Annotated in this window: 13 protein-coding genes; 9 read left to right on the top strand and 4 right to left on the bottom strand. The window is 66.8% G+C overall.

Annotation, left to right across the window (positions count from 1 at the left end; all coding sequences use genetic code 11):
- The 3 genes from RT97_RS33505 to RT97_RS23090 form a co-directional block, all read left to right on the top strand.
- Window positions 1-384: flavodoxin family protein (locus tag RT97_RS33505; protein WP_042581172.1), on the top strand; the 384-nt coding region annotated here is incomplete at its 5' end.
- Between the two features lie 168 nt (window positions 385-552).
- A complete protein-coding gene (locus RT97_RS23095; RefSeq protein WP_042581171.1) occupies window positions 553-1,047 on the top strand; it encodes a hypothetical protein in 495 nt (164 codons plus the stop codon).
- Window positions 1,048-1,230: 183 nt separating this feature from the next.
- Window positions 1,231-1,638: a hypothetical protein gene (locus RT97_RS23090; RefSeq protein ID WP_042581170.1), complete on the top strand. Its 408-nt coding sequence runs from the start codon at window positions 1,231-1,233 to the stop codon at window positions 1,636-1,638.
- Between the two features lie 71 nt (window positions 1,639-1,709).
- Here RT97_RS23090 and RT97_RS23085 read toward each other — a convergent pair whose 3' ends face one another.
- Entirely contained in the window at window positions 1,710-3,050 is a 1,341-nt protein-coding gene (locus RT97_RS23085; RefSeq protein ID WP_042581169.1) for an epoxide hydrolase family protein, read from the bottom strand.
- Window positions 3,051-3,168: 118 nt separating this feature from the next.
- Window positions 3,169-8,793 (bottom strand): trifunctional serine/threonine-protein kinase/ATP-binding protein/sensor histidine kinase, encoded by a 5,625-nt coding sequence (locus RT97_RS23080; protein WP_253278298.1) that lies wholly within the window; start codon window positions 8,791-8,793, stop codon window positions 3,169-3,171.
- A gap of 145 nt (window positions 8,794-8,938) precedes the next feature.
- Between RT97_RS23080 and RT97_RS23075 the strand changes: the two genes are divergently transcribed.
- From RT97_RS23075 to RT97_RS23060, 4 genes are all read left to right on the top strand, one after another.
- Window positions 8,939-9,910 (top strand): Bug family tripartite tricarboxylate transporter substrate binding protein, encoded by a 972-nt coding sequence (locus RT97_RS23075; RefSeq protein ID WP_042581167.1) that lies wholly within the window; start codon window positions 8,939-8,941, stop codon window positions 9,908-9,910.
- Window positions 9,911-10,057: 147 nt separating this feature from the next.
- Complete coding sequence (locus RT97_RS23070) at window positions 10,058-10,456, top strand: response regulator transcription factor (protein ID WP_042581166.1); 399 nt, start codon at window positions 10,058-10,060, stop codon at window positions 10,454-10,456.
- Window positions 10,457-10,464: 8 nt separating this feature from the next.
- A complete protein-coding gene (locus RT97_RS23065) occupies window positions 10,465-11,103 on the top strand; it encodes a response regulator transcription factor (RefSeq protein ID WP_253278297.1) in 639 nt (212 codons plus the stop codon).
- Window positions 11,104-11,182: 79 nt separating this feature from the next.
- Entirely contained in the window at window positions 11,183-11,962 is a 780-nt protein-coding gene (locus tag RT97_RS23060; protein ID WP_155403867.1) for a response regulator transcription factor, read from the top strand.
- Here the strand turns inward: RT97_RS23060 and RT97_RS23055 are convergent.
- Window positions 11,878-14,859, bottom strand: a complete 2,982-nt coding sequence (locus RT97_RS23055) for a PAS domain-containing sensor histidine kinase (RefSeq protein ID WP_052810730.1) — start codon at window positions 14,857-14,859, stop codon at window positions 11,878-11,880. The two genes, RT97_RS23060 and RT97_RS23055, sit on opposite strands and share 85 nt — an antisense overlap.
- 446 nt (window positions 14,860-15,305) lie before the next feature.
- Between RT97_RS23055 and RT97_RS23050 the strand changes: the two genes are divergently transcribed.
- Complete coding sequence (locus RT97_RS23050; RefSeq protein ID WP_155403866.1) at window positions 15,306-17,177, top strand: WD40/YVTN/BNR-like repeat-containing protein; 1,872 nt, start codon at window positions 15,306-15,308, stop codon at window positions 17,175-17,177.
- A gap of 165 nt (window positions 17,178-17,342) precedes the next feature.
- Here RT97_RS23050 and RT97_RS23045 read toward each other — a convergent pair whose 3' ends face one another.
- Window positions 17,343-18,362, bottom strand: coding sequence for a LacI family DNA-binding transcriptional regulator (locus RT97_RS23045; RefSeq protein WP_042581163.1), 1,020 nt, complete (start codon window positions 18,360-18,362; stop codon window positions 17,343-17,345).
- Here RT97_RS23045 and RT97_RS23040 point away from each other — a divergent pair.
- Window positions 18,356-19,540, top strand: coding sequence for an isocitrate lyase/PEP mutase family protein (locus RT97_RS23040; RefSeq protein WP_253278296.1), 1,185 nt, complete (start codon window positions 18,356-18,358; stop codon window positions 19,538-19,540). The two genes, RT97_RS23045 and RT97_RS23040, sit on opposite strands and share 7 nt — an antisense overlap.
- Window positions 19,541-19,545 lie beyond the last annotated feature (5 nt).

Here is a 19,545-nt window from a genome sequence, read left to right as displayed (position 1 = left end):
GGCAGCGTCAGCTGGCAGTTCAAGAAGTTCATCGACGAGTCCTCCAAGGTCTGGGGGACCATGGAATGGAAGGACAAGCTCGCGGCCGGCTTCACCAATTCGGCGGGCATGAACGGCGACAAGGCCTCGACGCTGAACTCCCTTTTCACCATGGCCCAGCAGCACGGCATGGTCTGGGTGGGCGTGGGCATGTTGCCGAGCACCACGAAGGCGGCCAAGCGCGACGACATCAACTATGTCGCGACGTTCAGCGGCCTCGGCACGACCACGCCGTCCGACGCGTCGACCGATGAAATGGTTCACGGCGACCTGGAGACCGCGCGCCGTTTCGGCCAGCGCATTTCCGCGACGCTGGCGCGCCTGAATCCGGCGGTGAAGGCCTGACCCGCCCGCACCGCGCACGCGCGAAAGCCGCGGCTCCGTCATGGGCCGCGGCTTTTTTTGCGTTCGTTCATTCATACGCAGGCGTTATTGCACGACACCATCGTGCAATGGAAATCGGCCCGGTGCTTCTGTTCAATGGCATTCGCATCTCACCCACCAGGAGCCACCATGCAAACCCCCGTCACCCTTCCTTCCACCGACTTCCCTTTCCGCTTCACGCAGCGCCTGCCTGCGCGTCCCAGCGCGGCCGCACTGCTGCAGACCGTGCAGGCCAGCCAGTACCGGGAGATGGAGCACGCCTTCCGCGCGAGCGGGGGATTCGTGAGCTCCGACGAGCTGGTCACGCTGCTCATGCGGCGCACGGAGCAGCCGATCTCGCAGCTGGCGCACTGGATCGTCGACCGCGACGTGATCAGCTTCCAGTGGCAATTGCGCACCGTGCTGCCGCTGTTCCAGTTCGACCTGTCCACCGTGACGCCGCGCCCGGGCGTCACTGCCGTGATCCGGGAGCTGATTCCCACGCTGAGCGATTGGGACGCATGCCTCTGGTTCGTCGCACCGAATGCGTGGCTGGCCGACGCATCGCCGCTCGAGGCGATCTCGCGCGATGCATCGGCCGTGCTCGATGCGGCGCGCGGCGAGCGGTACCTGCTGCGCGGTTGAAGCGGCGGCGTCGGGCCGCGAAACAAGCACCCCCTACCAAGGTATCTCCTACACCAACGTTCAATAGGCGCGACCAGGGCTTTCTGATTTCATGACTTGGCGTGCGCAGATGCGCGCAAGCAGCACGACCCATCCCGGGGCATCGAACGGTGCCTTGTTTTTCTCAAGTTAAGGAGTTTGAAAATGAAATTGCTTCTGTCCACGTGCGCCCTGGTCGGTGCACAGATCCTGGCCCTCAACGTCCACGCCCAGCCACAGCCGGCCGACAAGGGCGCCGTGCGCGCCGAACGCAAGGCCGAGGGCGTGGAAGCCGCGCGCAACTTCATGCCCGGCGAGGGCGACCCGATCCCCGAGCCGAAGGCGAAGGCATCGAAGGCCGATCGCGCCGCTGCGCGCCAGGCCCGCAAGCCGGGTGGCGTGGAAGCCGCGCGCACCTTCATGCCCGGCGAAGGAGACCCGATCCCCGAACCCACCGCCAAGCTCTCGCGCGCGGAGCGCTCGGCAGGCCGCAAGGCGAGCCGCGCGGAGGTGGCAAGGGAAAACAAGGCCGGGGAACTGCCGTCGTTCAACGACAACTACGGCGGCAAGTAATCGGGCGTCGAAAAAAATCCCGGGTGTCGTTGCCGGCACCCGGGATTTTTCTTTGGCTCGATGGAAGGCTGCTATCCCCGCAGCGACCGGAACCCCGCACGCATCTCGGCCGCCAGCACCTGCGGCTGTTCCCATGCGGCAAAGTGCCCGCCCTTGGAAAGCCTGTTGTAGTGCACGAGCTTCGGATACGCACGCTCCGCCCAGCTGCGCGGGGCCGTGTAGATCTCGTCGGGGAAGGCGCTCACCGCCACCGGCAGGGTAACCCCCTTGGGTGCGAAGAACGGCAGCTTGCTCTCCCAGTAGAGGCGCGCCGAGGACACGGCGGTGTTCGTGAGCCAGTAGAGCGTGACGTTGTCCAGGATGTCGTCCCGCGTGAGCCCCTCGGTCTGGCCGGCGAAGACCCGCGCGATGAGCGAGTAGCTGCGCGCATCGTGGTCCAGCATCCAGGCGGCCAGGCCGACCGGCGAGTCCTCGATGCCGTACAGCGTTTGCGGGCGATTGCCCATTTCCTGGGCATAGGCCAGCCCGTGCTTGTAGAAGGTGTCCAGCTGGTCGTATGCGTACTTCTCGTCGGCCGAGAGGTTGGTCGGCGGCGGGCCGCCGGCGCCGAGCGATTTGGCAATGTCGTCGGGAATGGTCGCCGGCATGTTGGTGTGGATGCCCACGAGCCCTGGCGGCGTCAGCAGCGCCATCTGTTCGGTGACCGCGTTGCCCCAGTCTCCGCCCTGCGCAACGTACCTGGTATAGCCCAGGCGCTTCATGAGCACCACCCATGCGCGCGCGATGCGCACCGGGTCCCAGCCCGTGGTCGTCGGCTTTCCCGAGAAGCCGTGGCCGGGCAGCGAGGGAATCACCACGTCGAACGCATCCGCCGCCGACCCGCCGTGGGCCGTCGGGTTGGTGAGGGGGCCGATGATCTTGAGCTGCTCGATGACCGAGCCCGGCCATCCATGCGTGACGATGACCGGCAAGGCCTTCGGATGCGTGGAGCGGACATGAATGAAATGAATGTCCACGCCGTCGATCTCGGTCATGAACTGCGGCCAGGCGTTGAGCTTCGCCTCGCACTTGCGCCAGTCGTAATGCGTCTGCCAATGGCGGGCAAGCTCGCGCATGGTGGCGAGCTGAACGCCTTGCGATGCATCGTCGACGGTTTCGCGCGAGGGCCACTTGGTGGCCTTGATGCGCCGCCGCAGGTCCGTCAGGTCGCCGTTCGGAAAGAGCACGCGAAACGGCCGGATGGCTTCCTTGCCGTGGGTTGCGGGCTTGCTGCCTTCGCCGCCGCCGGGCACATCGCTGGGCGCCTTCTGCGCCTGCACGGACGGTGCGGCAAATGCGAGCGAGCCGACCGAAAGCGCGGTGGTCGAACCGGCAACGAAGTCGCGCCGGGTGAGGGATGAAGAGAGGGTCATGGGCGAGTCCTTGCGATTCCTTGGATGAAGGACGGGAATCACACCAGACGACCCCGGGGCCGGTCTATTGGACGAAGGTGTTGCGCCGCATCCGGTGCAACGCGCTGTCGTCGCCTGCCTATCCGACAGGCACCGAGAACAGGAAAGTCGCTCCGTGCCGGTCGTTCGGCTCGGTCCACAGCCGGCCGTTGTGCCGCTCGACGATCGAGCGGCTGACCGACAGGCCCACGCCCATGCCGGCGGTCTTGGTCGAATAGAACGCGTCGAAGATCCTGTGCTGGTCCTGGGTGTCCACGCCCACGCCCGCGTCCTGGACGCTCACCCGCACATGGCCGTCGGGCGCCAGGGCCGTGGTGATCGCCAGGCGGCGCGGGCGATCGTGCACGTCGGCCATGGCCTCCGAGGCATTGCGGATCAGGTTCAGCACCACCTGCTGCAGCTGGATGCGAACGGCCGAGACCGCCGGCAGGCTCTCGTCGAGGCCCAGTTCGAGGACAACCTTGTTTCTCTCGAGATCGGCCGAGAGCATGCCCACGACTTCCCGCATGGCGTCGTTCAGGTTCATCGGCTCCGGGGACAGGTCGCCGTTGCCGAAGAGCGCCCGCAGTCGCGCGATCACATCCGCGGCCCGGTTCCCGTCGCGCAGCGTGCGCCGGATGGTTTCGCGCGCGCCGTCGATGTTGGGGGGATCGGCATTCAGCATGCGCTGGCCCGTGCCTGCGTTGGTGATGATGCCCGAGAGCGGCTGGTTGATTTCGTGCGCGATCGACGCCGACAGCTGCGCGATGCTCGCGACCCGGTTCGCATCCAGCAGCTTGAGCTCCACGTCGTGGAATCGACGTTCGCTGTCCCGGGCGGCCTGCTCGGCCTTCTTGCGGTCGGTCAGGTCCAGCACGAAGGCGACGCCTTCTTGTGGCGTCCCGTCGAAGAGCGCGATGCCGATCAGCACGGGCACCGAGCTGCCATCCTTCCTGATGTACTCGCCCTCGAACGGGGCCACGACGTTGGTGGCCTGCAGCGTTCTCATGATCTGGTCGTCGTTCTCGTCCCACGAGGGCGGCATGATGTCCCGCCAGCGCATGCGTCCGGAGGCCAGGTCGTCCTCGTCGTATCCCAGGATCTGGCCGAAGGCGCGGTTGGCGTCGAGGATTCGGCCGTCCAGGTTCCAGGTGAAGATGCCGATGATGTTCGAGTTGAAGAGCCGCCGCACCCTGCCCTCGCGCTCCTGCAGGTCGCGGTAGAGGCGAGCGTTCTCCAGGGAAATCGCTGCCTCCGACGCGAGCAGCTCCAGCAGGGCAAGCCGGGCCGGTGCGAAGGCGCCGGGCGTCAGGTTGTTCTCCAGGTAGATCACACCCACGAGCCGCATCTGCTTGAGCAGCGGCAGGCACAGCATCGAGCGGGCGCGGTTGCGGCGCATGTAGTCGTCGTCCGAGAACGGGCCTTGCTCCAGCGCGTCCTGCAGCAAGACGCTTTCCTTGGCGCGAAGAACGAAATGCAGCACCGAGGCCGGCAGGTGCGCGGCTGTGATGTCCGCATGCCGCAGGTCCACCGCCACACCGCCGACGTCGGCCGTGGCTTCGGCCTCGATGCGGTAGCCGTCACCGTGCGGCAGGATCAGCAGGCCCCGTTGCGCGCCCGCATGCTCCAGGCCCAGCCGCATGACGGTGGCGATCAGCTTGTCGAGGTCGATCTCGGCCGATACCGCGCGCGAGACCTTGAGCACGGTGGCCAGGTCGAGGCGATCGAACGGCGTCTGCCCCATGGCGGCTGGATCGGCGCGCACCTCGTGGCGCAGATAGGGGTATCGCTCGTCGAGCTGCCTGACCTTGCCCAGGGCGCCCCATTGGAGGTAGCAGTGCCGGGCGTCGCGCAGGTAGGCCCCGGCGATGGTGTCGAAGCCGCGGGCCGCGTGAAAGCGCGCGGCCAGTTCCGCCGCGATCGCCTGGTTGTGCATGAAGCCGTGTTCGCGCGCCGACCGGATGGCCGATTCGTACAGGCGTTCGGCTTCGAGTTCGCGGCCCTCCAGGCGAGCGATTTCGGCACCGACCAGGGCGGCGCGGTTCTGGAAGTTCTCCGGGCAGTTCTCGGCCCATTCCACGAGCTCCGCGTGGTGCGCCGTCAGGGCGTCCAGATGCTCCCGGAACTGCGCGGGGGCCGCGGGATCGCAGGCGGCTGCGCGGCTCAGCACACCATAGAAATGCGCTTCCGCCGTCCTGAAGAAGGCCGGCGGCGTCCAAAGGAGACGCTGCGCGTTCGACGATGCCTCGAGCGCCGCCGCATGGTCGCCGGCAAGAAAGCGCGCCTGCAGCTTGCGAATCCAGTACCAGCAGGCGGCGAAGCCCAGGCGAGGGTCGCCCGACACACGGCGCTCGAACTCGCGCTCGTCGAAGTGCGCGCCGTCGAAGGTGCCGAAAGTCGGCGTGGCGCCGCGGAGCGTGCGAACGAGCGCGAGCTGCACCGCGACGACGTCGCTTTCGAGCCCGAAACGAGCCTTGCGCGCGAAGTCCAGGCTTTGCTCGGCCTCGCGCTGCACGTCCTCCAGCGGATCGCCCACGGCGAGCAGGTTCGCCACCAGGTGATGCCGGGAAAAGGCTGCGTAGGTGAGATCGCCGGTGGCGTGCGCAACGGCGAATGCATGCCGCAACAGGTCTCGCGCCACGCGGTAATGGGTCCACGCTGCGCTGGAGACGGCGTAGCCCAGGTAGGTGCGGGCCTCGAATCTCTTGAGCCCGCGCTTTTCGACCAGGTCGAAGCCGAGCCTGGCGAAACGGACGCCGGCCTTGTAGTTGCCGAAACGCGGCCCCGCGATCCTGCCGATATGGCCGTAGGCCTGGCATGAGGCGTCGGTGTTGCCGTGCTGCAGGCTCAGGTTGACCATGTGCCAGAGAAACAGCGAGAACAGATTGGCATCGGTGAACGATGCGGGCACCAGCGCCTTGGTGAGGACGTCCAGCGTGGCGATGTGTTGCGGGTCGCTCATCAAGGGCGAGTCGATCAGCGTTTCGATCTCGCGATCGCCGAGCAGCGACCACATCCGCTCGTACTCGCGCCGCGACTCGCTTTCCGCGGGGTGGGCGGACCACGCGATGCCCAGTTGGCGCAGGTAGAGAAGGCAGACCTCCACCGCGCGGTCGCTCTGGTCGAGCGTGGTGTAGAGGTCGATGCGAAGGCAGGCGACCGTGGCGCGATCGATCGGATTCGCCGCGCTCGAGGCAATCGCTTCCAGGTGCGCCTCTGCGGCGGCCATCTCCCCCGTGAGGAATTCGCACTCGGCCTGCGCCAGCGCGAGCGCGAACGACAGTTCGTCGCGCCGCTCGCCGCCCTCCTCCTGCAGCAAGGCCGCGCCCGTCCTGAAGTAATCCAGCGCAGAGGCGTAGGCCGTCGATGCCTTGGAACGCTTGCCCGCAAGGAGGTTGAGTTCTGCGAGCCGCTCGCGCTCCTGCGGCGTGCCGATCAGCGACGCGCCACGATTGAGTTGGTTGACGAGCTCGAAGACGGCTTCCTTCTGCCGCTCCGCGGGCGTGTGTGCCAGCAGGCGACGGCCGATGTCCAGATGGAGATGCGCGCGCAACGCCTGCGGTATCAGGGAGTAGGCAGCCTCCTGGACGCGGTCATGGGCAAAGCGGTAAGCGCCCTCGGTGTACTGGATGAGTTCCTGGTTCAGGGCGTCCCACAACTGAGCCTCCACCGCCTGCGCCGGTATGCCGCAGACGATCGCGATCGTGGCCGTCTCCCCGCCGTGCCCCAGGCAGGCGAGCCGCTGCAATGTTTGCCGGGTGCCGGTCGACAGGCGGCCGAGCTTGCGCACCATCAGGTCCACCACGTTGTCGGCGAAGCCCTTGGCCAGCGCGCGTTCTTCGTCCCAGGACCAGCGGGCCGCGGTGTGATGGAACGCGAGGAGCCCCTCGTCGGCCAGCGAATCGAGGAACTGGACGGCGAACAGCGGATTGCCTGCGGTCTTGCGCTGCACCAGGTCGGCCAGCGGGCGCACCAGATCGCGCGTGGTGTGAAGCGCGTCGGCGACCAGCTGGTGCAGGTCGTCCGCCACGAGCGGCGACAGGGTGATGGTGCGCACGATGGCGCCGTCCTCGCGCAGCGCGACCAGCCGCTCGGCCAACGGATGCTGCGCAGTCACCTCGTTGTCGCGGTAGGCGCCGATCAACAGCAGGTGCGGCAGGTCGCCTGCCGTCAGGAGATTCACCAGCAGATCGAGCGTTGCCACGTCGAGCCACTGCAGGTCGTCGAGAAACAGCGCCAATGGGTGTTCACGCCTGGCGAAAACGCCGATGAAGCGCCGCACGGCGAGGTGGAAGCGCCGCTGCGCATCCTGCACGGGCAGGTCGATGACGGGTGGCTGCTCGCCCAGAACCAGCTTCAGTTCCGGCACCAGGTCCAGCAGCAGCGAGGCATTCGGGCTCAGCGCCTGCGACAGGGCCTCGCGCCACGAACGCAGCTCTGCTTCCGGCTTGCCCAGCAGCGGATGGACGAGGCTTTGGAACGCAAGCGCGCAGCTTGCGTACGGAATGTCGGTCTTGTACTGATCGAACTTGCCCGATGCGAACAGCCCGCGCGGCGGAACGAGCACCTTGCGCAACTCGTTCACGACCGACGATTTGCCGATGCCGGAGTAGCCGGCGATGAGCACCAGCGCGGGGGTGCCGGTCGCAGCCACTTCGTCGAAGGAGGACAGCAGGGCCTGGATTTCCGCAGCGCGCCCGTAGAGCCGCTCGGGAATCACGATCCGGTCCGGTTGGTCCTGCTCGCCCAGCGCAAAGGCATCGCCTTCGGCGCCGGCTTGACGGTCGGCCATGCATCGACGCAGGTCGTGCGCCACGCCGGCGGCCGTCTGGTAGCGCTCCTCCGGCGTCTTGGCCAGCAGCTTCATCACGATGTCCGACACCTGCGACGGGATGCCCGCGATCCGCTCGCGAGGCGCCACCGGTTGGCGTGCGATGTGGCAGTGAACCCACTCCAACGGGTCCGATGCCTGGAACGGCAGCGAGCCGGTCACCATCTGGTAGAGCACGATGCCCAGCGAATAGAGATCGCTTCGCGAGTCGATCGACCGGTTTGTCCGCCCGGTCTGCTCCGGTGCCATGTAGGCCAGCGTGCCGGCAATGACTTCGGGCGGCGCAGGTGCCTGGTGCTCGCGCGGCAGCATCGATGCGATGCCGAAGCCGGTGAGGCGCGCTTCATCGGCCGCGTCGACGAACACATGGGTCGGTTTCAGGTCCTTGTGGACGAGGCCGCGTTCGTGCAGACGGCCGAGTGCCTCCGACAGGGAGATGGCCAGGCGCAGGAAGCGGTCGACGTCGAGCGGCTGCGCCATCAGCCGATCCAGCGGCTGGCCCTCGTGGTGCTCGAGCACGAGCAGGGTCAGTTCGCGGTCCTGCACCAGTTCCAGCGGCCGCAACGCCCACGCGGCGTCCAGAAACTCTCTCAGTGCGAACTCGTGGGCCAGGCGAGCGGCGCCGTCCGGTGTTGCGCGCTGCGGCTCGAGGAGCACGACGATGCGCTCGTTCCTCGTGCCGTCGGGCCCCTTGCGCCGAACCCTGAAAAACCTGCGCTCGCCGTCTTCCCACAACACTTCGGGAGAAGGACCATCGTCATCGGTGTCGAGCCAGTAGAGCCGGTTCATCTGCGGAATTCGTCGTCCGGGAGCCGTGACTAATGAAGCGGATCCAGCAAGTGTTCGGTGCGGCGCGAAGCGCATCGACCACGCACTGAGCGTTGGCGCGACCATTGCCACAAGCGTTCGTGAGGCTGGCGCGATTAATATTAATTATCTACCGCGCAGCGCTCGCACGTCACCTTTGGCGGGGCAATGCACCAGAGCTTTCCATTGCCGCAGCAGTTGCATGAGGCCATGGCCACGAAGGAATCACGACATGAGCAGCAGCCTCTCGAGACGCGCGGTGCTGGGCGGCGCGCTCGCGGCGCTTTCCGTCAGCCGAATCCATGCAGCGGATGCGCCTGCGACTGTGCGGCTGGTCGTTCCCTTTCCTGCGGGAGGGTCCCTGGATACGCTGGGCCGCGTCCTCGCGCCGTCGCTCGGCCGGCTGCTCGGCGCCACGGTCGTGGTGATCAACATCGCCGGTGCCACGGGTCAGCGCGCCGGCATCCAGGTGGCACATGCGCCGCCGGACGGCCGGACGCTGCTGCTGGGCACCAGTGCCACCCATGCGATCGCAGCCAGCCTGTTCCCCCGGTTGCCATACCGGCCCGAGCGGGATTTCGCGGCCGTGGGACGCATCTGCAGCAGCCGGCTGGTGCTGGTGGCGCACCCCTCGTTGCGGGTCCGCTCGCTGTCCGGGCTCATCGATGCCGCGCGCGCCGCACCGGCACCGCTGGCCTACGGCTCGTGGGGCACCGGCTCGGGCGGCCATCTGCTCGTCGAAGCGATCCGCCTTCAGGCCGGCATCGACCTGACGCATGTGCCTTATCAAAGCGTCGCGCAGATGATGCGAGACCTGCTCGGCGAACGTCTGTTGCTGGGCATCAGCGATACGGCCGGTGCGATCGCGCCGCTGCGCGAAGGCAAGCTGGTGCCGCTGGCCATTTCCGGGACGACGCGGCTCGCGGCGCTGCCGAAGGTGCCCGCGCTGGCAGAAGCCCAGGTGCCGTTCACCACCGAGAGCTGGTGCGCGCTCTTTGCGCCTGCGCGCACGCCGGTCGCCGAACTGATGCGACTGGAGACGGCGCTCCAGGCCGCGCTGAAAGAGCCGCCGGTTCAAGAGGCGCTGGAGCCCCTGGTCTTCGAGCAGGGGGCGATGAGCCGCGCGTCATTCGAGCAACTCTGGCTCGACGATATCGCGGCGTGGCGCCGCATCGTGACCGACACCGGCATCAGTCTCGACTGACTCTCTTGCGAGAGTCCGGGCGCTGCCTCTCGCATGTGTGACGCAATTGCTACTTCGGTTGCGTCTATGCACAATTGGTCCACTTCGGATGCGGGCTGCCGGTAGACCGGCGAGCGCGGCGGCTTTCAGATAAGGGGACACGGCGGGATGGCAAACGCAGCAAGAACAGATGGACAAGGCCAGCCCGTGCGCGTGTGCATCGTGGACGACGACGAGTCCGTGCGCGAGGCCCTGCCGGACCTGCTTCGGGAGTTCGGCTTCACAGTGGAAGCCTTCGCCTCGGCCCGCGAATTCCTCGCGTCGGCCTTCATCGACGACACCCGCTGCCTGATCCTGGACATCGCCATGCCCGGCATGTCCGGCCCGGAACTGCAGCGCGAGCTGCAAAGCCGCGGCAAGCACCTGCCCATTGTCTTCATCACCGCGCACGCCGACCATGACGTGCGCTCGCGCATGCTTGCGCAAGGCGCCATCGAGTGCCTCTTCAAGCCGTTCAGCGAAAGCGCGCTGCTCGGTGCGATCGACACCGCCTTGCAAGCGCATTGAGGCCCGCTGTGCCGACAACCCCGCAGGCAGAAGAGCCGCCCCTGGTATTCATCGTCGACGACGACATCTCGGTGCGCGAATCGCTGGCGCCGTTGGTGCAGCACGCCGGCTGGCAGCCCGAGTGCTTCGACTCGGCGCACGCCTTCCTGGCGCGCGAGCGCCCTTCCCGGCCGTGCTGCCTCGTGCTGGACGTGGGCCTGCCCGACCTCAGCGGCCTTGACCTGCAGAAACACCTCGGTGCCGAGCGCCCGGACATGCCGATCGTCTTCGTGACCGGGCTGGGCACCGTGCCCATGACCGTGCAGGCGATGAAGGCCGGCGCGGTCGAATTCCTGACCAAGCCCTTCGACGACGAAGTCCTGCTCGCCGCCATCGGCCAGGCCATCGAACGCAGCCGCGTCGAGTTCGCAAGGCAGCAAGGCATGCACGCGCTGCGCGCCCGCCACGCTTCGCTGAGTACGCGCGAGCGCGAAGTGATGGCGCTGGTGGTTGCGGGACTGCTGAACAAGCAGGTCGGGGGCCAGCTCGGCATCAGCGAGGTCACGGTCAAGGCGCATCGCGGCCGCGTGATGCAGAAGATGGATGCCGGATCGTTGGCCGAACTCGTGAACATGGCCGCGAAGCTGGGAACGCCCGCTTCGGCGTAGCCGACCGATACCAAAGTCCTGTTTACCTTTGGTTTGCAGACGGGCATCCTGCGAGGCTCGTCCATCGAGCGGCCACGCCATGAAAACAGACACCGCGGTCAGTGCCACCATGCCTTCGCATCCGGAACGGATGACGCCGCATGTCTTCGTCGTCGATGACGACATCTCGGTCAGGGAATCGCTGGAATCGCTGATCCGCTGCATGGGCTGGACCGTGGAGTGCTTCGAGTCGGCCCGGGACTTTCTGGACCGCCCCCGTTCTGCGGAGCCCAGCTGCCTGCTGCTCGATGTGAACCTGCCGGATCTCAACGGCCTGCTGCTGCAAAAACAGATCGCGGGCGAACGCATGGACATGCCGATCATCTTTCTCACCGGCTGCGGGGACGTTCCCATGACGGTGCGGGCCATGAAGGCGGGCGCCTTCGAGTTTATGACCAAGCCGTTCGACGAGGAGGTGCTGCTCGAGGCGATCCGCCAGGCCATCGAACGCAGCGACGCGGTGCTCGGCGACGCGCGGCAGTTGCGCACACTGCGGGACAGCTACGCCTCGCTCAGCCGCCGCGAAGCCGAGGTCATGCGCTGGGTCGTCACGGGTCTGCTCAACAAGCAGATCGCCGGCGAGCTCGACATCAGCGAGATCACCGTGAAGGCGCACCGCGGCAGCGTCATGCGCAAGATGAAGGCCGGCTCGCTGGCCAACCTCGTCAACATGGCCGCGAAGCTGGAGCTGCGGCTGCCCAGCCGCACCTCGCCGACGTTCGGCGCGTCGGCACCTCAGTCCTGCGTGTGGCCTGGAATGGCGAACGAGAACGTCGCGCCGTCGGTCTCGCCCGGCGCCCCCCAAAGACGGCCTCCGTGACTCTCGACGATGGCGCGGCTGACCGACAGGCCGATGCCCAGCCCGTTGCTCTTGGTCGTATAGAGCGGGTCGAACAGCCGCTCGATGTGTTCGGCGCCGATGCCTACGCCGTTGTCCTGGATCGAGAAGCGAACCCATCGGTCTGCATCCCGGTCGGTCCGGATCACCAGCACGCGCGAGCGGCTCTCTATGGTGCTCATGGCCGATGAAGCGTTCATCAGCAGGTTCAGGATGACCTGCTGCAGTTGCATACGGTCGCCCCTGATCGGGTCGAGCGACTCGTCGAATTCCGTGTGCAGTGTCACCAGGTTGCGTTGCAGTTCGCTCACCGACAGCGCGATCACCTCGCGCGTGGCTTCGTTCAGATCCACCGGCTCGGCCGCGGCGTCCCGCCTGGCAAAGAGCGTACGCAAACGCACGATGACGTCGGCCGCACGATGGCTGTCGCGGATCGTCCGCCTCACGGTCTCGATGGCGCCTTCGACGTTGGGCGGATCGGCGCAGAGCATGCGCATGCAGGCGCTGCCGTTGGCGATGATCCCGGTGAGCGGCTGGTTGACCTCGTGCGCGATCGAGGCCGTCAGGGCGCCCATGCTCGCCACCCTCGCCATGTAGGCCAGCTCCGATCGCGTTTCGGCCAGCGCCTGCTCGGAGCGCCTGCGCTCCGTCACGTCCTGGATCGCGCCGATGTACTCCAGGCGTCCCTCGCGGTCGCGATTGCGCGACGCATTGATGCGCAGGAAGACGAGACAGCCGTCGGGCAGTTTCAGCCGCAACTCGTGCAGGAGATTTTCGCTCCCCTCGAGGGCCTGCGCGATCAGCTCGTTCAGTGCCGGAAGGTCTTCGGCATGCACGAGCGCGGCCACCCGGCCGAGGGAGATGGGGGTGCCCACCTGCAATCCGAGAATCCGGTAGAGCTCGTCGGAGCCCCGGATGGTGTCCGATTCGACGCGCCAGTAGAAGCTGCCGGTCTGGCTGACACGCTGCCCCTCGGCCAGCAGCAGTTCGCTGCGAAGCAGCCGCTCCTCGGCGCGCTTGCGGTCTTCGATGTCCACGTTCGTGCCGTACCACCGCACGAGGATGCCGGCGTCGTCATGGAGCGGATTGCCGCGGAACAGGAACCAGCGGTAGGCGCCGTCGAATCGGCGCATGCGTGCTTCGGAATCCAGGGGCTGCCCTGTCGCGAGAGCGGTCTGCCAGCGGTCCACCAGGTCCTTCACGTCGTCGGGATGAATGGCCGCTTTCCAGTCCCAGCCTTGCGCCTGGATGGCCGAGATGCCGGTGAACTCGATCCAGCGCTGGTTCACGAAATCGCAGAAACCGTCGGGCCGGGTGGCCCAGGCAAGCATCGGGATCGTGTTGATGATGAGGCTGAGGTTGCGCTCGCTCGCCCGCAGGATCTCATCGGTCTTCTTCCGATCGTCGATGTCGACGTTGGTGCCGTACCACTTGACGATGCGGCCCTCGGCGTCGTGCCAGGGATTGGCGCGAAACAGGAACCAGCGGTACACCCCGTCGAAGCGGCGCATGCGTGCCTCCACGTCGACCGGCGTGCCTGCAGCCAGGCATCCTTGCCAGTACGCGATCAGCCCTGGCGCATCCTCCGGATGGATCACGCTGCTCCAGTTCCAGCCTATGGCCTGCTCCGCCGTGAAGCCCGCGTAGTCGAGCCAGCGGTCGCTCAGGAAGTCGCAGTAGCCGTCGGGGCGCGTGGACCACGCCGTGGTCGGAATGGTGTTGATGATCCTGTCGAGATCGCGTTCACTCGCCTGCAGTGCTTCCTGCGCGTTCTTGCGGTCCTCGATGTCCACGTTCGTGCCGTACCACTTGACGATCTCGCCCGCGGCGTCGCGAAAGGGGTTGGCGCGAAACAGGAACCAGCGGTACACGCCGTCGAAGCGGCGCATGCGTGCCTCCACGTCAACCGGCGTGCCGGCAGCCAGGCACCCTTGCCAGTACGTGATAAGCCCTGGCGCATCCTCCGGATGGATCACGCTGCTCCAGTTCCAGCCTATGGCCTGCTCCGCCGTGAAGCCCGCGTAGTCGAGCCAGCGGTCGCTCAGGAAGTCGCAGTAGCCGTCGGGGCGCGTGGACCACGCCGTGGTCGGAATGGTGTTGATGATCCGGACGAGATTTCGCTCGCTGGCGCGCAGCGCATCCTCGGCCTGCCGGCGGTCCTCGACGTCGACGTTGGTTCCGAACCATTTGGAGATGCGTCCGTCCTCGCCGTGCAAGGGGTTGCCCAGAAACAGGAACCATCGGTAGACGCCGTCGAAGCGACGCATGCGCGCCTCGGCATTCATCGACTTGCCGCTTGCCAGGCACGCTTGCCACTCGGTCCGAAGGCCGGGCAGGTCGTCGGGATGGATCACCGCCTCCCAGCCCCAGCCCGACGCCGCGTCCAGCGAAGCGCCGGTGTACGAGAGCCAGCGTTGATTGACGAAGTCGCAGTTCCCATCGGCATCGGTGGACCACGCCGACATCGGGATGTTCTCGATGATCGACCGCAGATCCGGCCGTGCCGCGGGCGGCGCCGCGTCGACCTGCGCGGTTTCGGTGGCCATCCCGTACCAACGCGATATGCGTCCGCCCTCGTCGCGCACCGGGCAGCTCGACAACAGGAACCGGCGGTATTGCCCGTCATGGCGGCGAAGGCGCACGTCGATCTCGGCGGCCTCGCCGAGCGCGACCACACCGCGCCAGCGCTCGAGGAATCGCGGCAGTTCGTCGGGATGGACCGCCGACGCCCATCCCATGTCCGTCGCATCGGGGCTCTCGATGCCGGCGTAGTCGCGCCAATGCCGGTTGACGAACCGGACGCTGCCGTCGGCATCCGCCGCCCAGACCATGCCCGAAAGTGCATCGGCGAGGACGGCGATATCTTTTTCCAGGGTCACGCGCGCCCTCCCCTGCTGCTGGACTCCCTACCGCGTGCGCACTGTGCAGGCGGTTTGTCGTATCGCGACTATTGCGCGGATCGGTACAGGGAGTCCATGAGACTTTGGTATCGGTCTTCGGGCGCACTTGCCCGCACGGTCGACGAGATGTTGTGGGACCTCTCGGGTCCGTACGCCACGTGGCTGCTGGACCGGACGGCCGTCTTCACAGGCGACCCGCTGGCTGCGCGCACCGACAACGGCCGAGTTCACCAACGAGGTCAGGCCGCACAGCAATTGCCAGCGAATGCGAGCGCCGAAGTTCGCCGAGCTGCATCGCCGGCGCGCTGGCGATGCAGCTCACCTGGGATGCCTTGAACTGCAGCAATTTCTTACAATGCCGCCGCGTTCCGCCTCGCCGGCGCCGCCCAAGTCGCGCGCCTTCGTCTTTTTCATCGCGTCCGCCCATGCCTTCCTCCAGACTTGCCTACTGCTTCATTCGCAATGCCCGCCTGGCCGCAGGCCTTGTGGCCGTCCTGGCAATGTCCGCCTGCGGCGGAGGTGGAGGCGGCTCGGGAAACGCGGCCCTCTTCTTGCCAGCGGCGCAGCAGCCTGCCGCGCCTGCGCCCGCCGGTGCGTCCGGCCAATCCACCGTGCTGATGCGCGTCAAGCCGGAGGCGTTGGGCGGCAACTGCACCCTGGGCGGCGCGCGCGTCGAGGCCGGCCTGGACGCCGACGGCAATCACGTGCTCGTGGACAGCGAAGTCACGTCCACCCAGTACATCTGCAATGCCACCGCCGCAGTGGATGGCCTCAGCACGCTGGTGCGCATGCGGGCCGAGCCCGCCGGCGCTCATTGCGCGCAAGGTGGCTCGCAGGTGCTGGCCGGCAAGGACCTGAACCGCAACGACGTGCTCGAGGACGCGGAAGTCACCAGCTCGGCCTACGTCTGCGGCGGTGCGCCGGGTGCCACGGGCGTCGCGGGGTCCGATGGCCGCGACAGCCTGCTCGCATTCGCCGCCGAAGCACCGGGTGGCGCCTGCGCCTACGGGGGACAACGTGTGCAGACGGGTCTGGACCTGAACGCCAACGGCGTGCTCGAAGCGGCCGAGGTCACCGCCACGGCCTACGTGTGCGCGGCCGCATCGGCCGACACGCGGTGGGTCAGCGTCACGGCCTCGACTTTCCAGGCCGAGGCGAACACCGGCTACCAGGCGAACTCGAGCACCGGCGTGACGCTCATGCTGCCGCCGACGCCCGCGGTGGGCGACTGGATCAAGGTGGTGGGCGTGGGCAGCGGCGGCTGGACCATCGCGCAGAACGCGGGGCAGCGCATCGACGCACGCGGCCTGCCCGGCGGCTCGGACTTCGACTGGCGCTCGGTGGCGCTCACCGATAGCTGGAGTGGCCTGGCTTCGTCGGCCGATGCCACCCGGCTGGTGGCGGCATCTGCCAGCGGCGAGCTGTACACCTCGAGCGATTCCGGTGCGACCTGGGTCCTGCGCCTCACGGGCCAGACCTGGAGCGGCGTCGCTTCTTCCAGCGATGGCCTTGCGCTGGTCGCTTCAACCAACGGCGGTGCGATTTTCCGTTCGACTGACGGCGGCGCCACGTGGTCCGACGACGGATCGTCCCGAGCCTGGAGCGCAGTGGCCAGCTCCGCCGACGGGTCGCGCCTGGTCGCGACCACCTACCTCGGGCAGATCTGGACCTCGTCGGACGGCGGCGCCAGCTGGACGGCGCGTGATTCAAACCGCGCCTGGCGCGCCGTGGCCTCTTCGGCCGATGGCCGGGTCCTGGTGGCGGGCACCAATGGCGCCCAGCTCTACGTCTCGACCGACTATGGCGTGAGCTGGACCGCGCGCGCAAGCGCCCAGTTCTGGTGGTCGGCCGCGGCGTCGGCGGACGGCAGCACCCTCTATGCCACCGCGGACACGGGCGCCGTCTGGGTCTCCACCGATTCGGGCACCACCTGGGAGGCGCAGGCCGTCGCCCGAGCATGGCGAGGCATCGCCACGTCCGCCAACGGCCGCTACGTCGTGGCCGCCACCAGCGGCGGTCGGCTCTACGAGTCCAGCGACAGCGGCCAGACCTGGCACCCGACCAGCGACGCCGGTGCCTGGACTGCGGTCGCGAGCAGCGCCGACGGGTTGAAGGTGGCCGCTGGCAAATCGGGTTCAGCCATCCAGCTCGGCACCCGTCGTGCTTCGACCACCGTGGGCACGGCCGGTTCGATTTCCGGCGGACAACAGGACGCGCTGGAACTGCAATACGTGGGCGGCGGCGTGTTCATGCCCGTCGGCTATGTGTTGGCCAACGTGGCATTCGTGATTCGTTGAATCCATTTCGCGGCCCCCTCGCCCCGCTGAAGGGCACGGGACTGCGACAACTTTTGCATCACAGCTCGGTAAATACCCGGTAGCGCCGAATCATGGTACCGGTACCATCCAATGGTGCAAAACACCGGTGCGGAGGTCAACGACGTCAGGCTGCTCTCGCAGCCGTCAGGTACTGCCGCGCCTGACGACTTCGAAACCGAGGTCCTCGCGGACTGTTCCCGCGGCCGGGCGGCGGTTCAGCGCACGATCCAGGATCAGTTCGGCCGAGCGCGCGCCAATCTGGTAGCGCGGAAAGCGCACCGTCGTCAGCGCGGGCAGCATGTTGCGCATCAGTTCGTTGTCGTCCGACGCTGCGACGGCAAGTTCACTTGGAACCGCGATGCCCCGGCGCAGGCATTCAAAAAGCGCGCCGGCTCCGAGCACGTCTCCCGCGAAGAAAACGGCATCCAGCGGCAGCCCTGTCTCGAGCAACTGCGCAATCGCGCGCGCCCCACTCTCCAGGCCGGGTTCGACCTCCAGAGAAAGCGCCGGATCGACCTTCAATCCGCGTGCCCGCAGCCCGGCGATGAAGCCCTTGCGTCGCTCTCGCAAACGGTCGCTCAAGGACACAGGAAGGCTTGCAAAACCAATGTGCCGATAGCCCAGGTCAGCCAGGTGCTCGGCGATTGCCTTGCCTGCAGCGTGATTGGAATAGCTCACTGCCATGTCGAGTGGATCGGCGCAAAGGTTGCCTGTCTCGACGCATGGGATGCCAGCGCTCTTGATCATCTGCACCGCCTGAGGCGTGTGCGTCGTGTTGTGCAGCACCAACCCGCAGACACGCTGGGCAATGCATGCACGGATCAGCCGCTCCTCTTCTTCGAGGGAATAGCCGCTGTCGGAAATCATCAGCTGGAAGCCGTCGCGGCCCAGCACATCGGACATTCCCTGCATGGTCTCGGCGTACAACGCGTTGCGCAGGCTCGGAACGATCATCGCGACGACCGTCGAACGGCTGGAAGAGAGGCTGCCGGCCACCCGATTCGGAACGTAGCCGATGGAATCGACGATCGCCTGAACGCGAAGCAAGGTCTCCGGCGCGACCAGTCCGGGCGAACTCAGCACGCGCGAAACCGTCATGGGCGATACACCGGCCAGGCGCGCAACCTGCCTGATCGATACCTCCGAGCTGGTCTTCCTTGTCATCGTGCCTGGCAATGTGGGTGGGTGCGGATTCTATCGAGCCCACGCCCTGCCCGGCATCGGTCGCCCTCTTCTGGGCCAGAAATGGTACCGGTATCAGATTCTTCTCGAACCTGTGTGCCTTTTCGGACGACGGCTGCAGCAATGTGCGAACGGGCGATGCGGGACGCATGCCCAGTGGCGCAAGCGGCAGTACCGCGCCGCGGTATGACGGCAGCAAGGACGGCGATCGGCTGGATTGCCGACGACACCTGCCGCCAGCGTTTCTCTTCTCTTCATTTCTTCAGGAGCACCCCATGAAACTCACCCGCAACCAGACATTCCGCGCACTGTTCGAGAAAGGACCGTTTGTCTGCATGGGCGCGCACGACGCCATTACCGCCAAGCTGGCCGAAGAGTGCGGCGCTCCGGCCATCTTCGTGAGCGGATTCGTGGCCTGCGGCATCGAAGCCGGCGAACCGGACATGGGCGCGCTCAGCCAGACCCAGATGTTCGAGCACATCCGTCGCGTTGCCCGAGCCACGAACCTGCCGATCTTTGCCGACGCCGACACCGGTTATGGCGGCATGCTCGATGTGCAGCGCACGATGCGGCTGTGGGAAGAAGCCGGTGCATCGTGCCTGCACCTGGAAGACCAGGCGCTGCCGAAAAAATGCGGGCATTTCGCCGGCAAGCAGTTGGTGCCCAAGCTCGAGATGGTGCAGAAGCTTCGCGCCATGCTCGAAGCCCGCCAGGACCCCGATTTCTTCATCGTTGCGCGAACGGATGCGATCGCGGTCAACGGCATCGAGGATGCGGTCGACCGGCTTGCGGCCTATGCAGAAGCAGGCGCAGATGGGCTGTATGCCGATGCCCCCGAGAGCCTTGAGCACATGAACGAACTCGTGCGCCGCCTGAAGCATTTCGGCAAGCCGCTGCTTTTCAACATGGTGACTTCCGGCAAGAGCCCGGTGGTGTCACTGGCCGAACTGAAGGAAATGGGTTTTGGCTTCGCCATCTGCCCCGTCGAGCCGATGCTGGCCATGCACAAGGCGGTCAAGAACCTGATGCAGACCTTCTATGCCCAAGGCTGTTCCACGGCCGCGATAGCGGACCAGCTGACCTCCTTCGAGGAATACAACAAGTTCGTCGGGCTGCCCGAGGCGGTGGCGCTCGAACAGAAGTTCACCAACGTGGGCTGACACCC

This window comes from Variovorax paradoxus, assembly GCF_000834655.1.
Taxonomy (GTDB): Bacteria; Pseudomonadota; Gammaproteobacteria; order Burkholderiales; family Burkholderiaceae_C; genus Variovorax; species Variovorax paradoxus_F.
The sequence above is the reverse complement of the archived record's forward strand: the minus strand, read 5'-3'. Positions and strand labels throughout refer to the sequence as shown.

Bases quoted from the DNA above. Each gene is read 5' to 3' on its own strand.
- RT97_RS23095 (WP_042581171.1), top strand. From the start codon at position 553: ATGCAAACCCCCGTCACCCTTCCTTCCACCGACTTCCCTTTCCGCTTC.
- RT97_RS23090 (WP_042581170.1), top strand. From the start codon at position 1,231: ATGAAATTGCTTCTGTCCACGTGCGCCCTGGTCGGTGCACAGATCCTG.
- RT97_RS23085 (WP_042581169.1), bottom strand. From the start codon at position 3,050: ATGACCCTCTCTTCATCCCTCACCCGGCGCGACTTCGTTGCCGGTTCG.
- RT97_RS23080 (WP_253278298.1), bottom strand. From the start codon at position 8,793: ATGGTCGCGCCAACGCTCAGTGCGTGGTCGATGCGCTTCGCGCCGCAC.
- RT97_RS23075 (WP_042581167.1), top strand. From the start codon at position 8,939: ATGAGCAGCAGCCTCTCGAGACGCGCGGTGCTGGGCGGCGCGCTCGCG.
- RT97_RS23070 (WP_042581166.1), top strand. From the start codon at position 10,058: ATGGCAAACGCAGCAAGAACAGATGGACAAGGCCAGCCCGTGCGCGTG.
- RT97_RS23060 (WP_155403867.1), top strand. From the start codon at position 11,183: ATGAAAACAGACACCGCGGTCAGTGCCACCATGCCTTCGCATCCGGAA.
- RT97_RS23050 (WP_155403866.1), top strand. From the start codon at position 15,306: ATGCCTTCCTCCAGACTTGCCTACTGCTTCATTCGCAATGCCCGCCTG.
- RT97_RS23045 (WP_042581163.1), bottom strand. From the start codon at position 18,362: ATGACAAGGAAGACCAGCTCGGAGGTATCGATCAGGCAGGTTGCGCGC.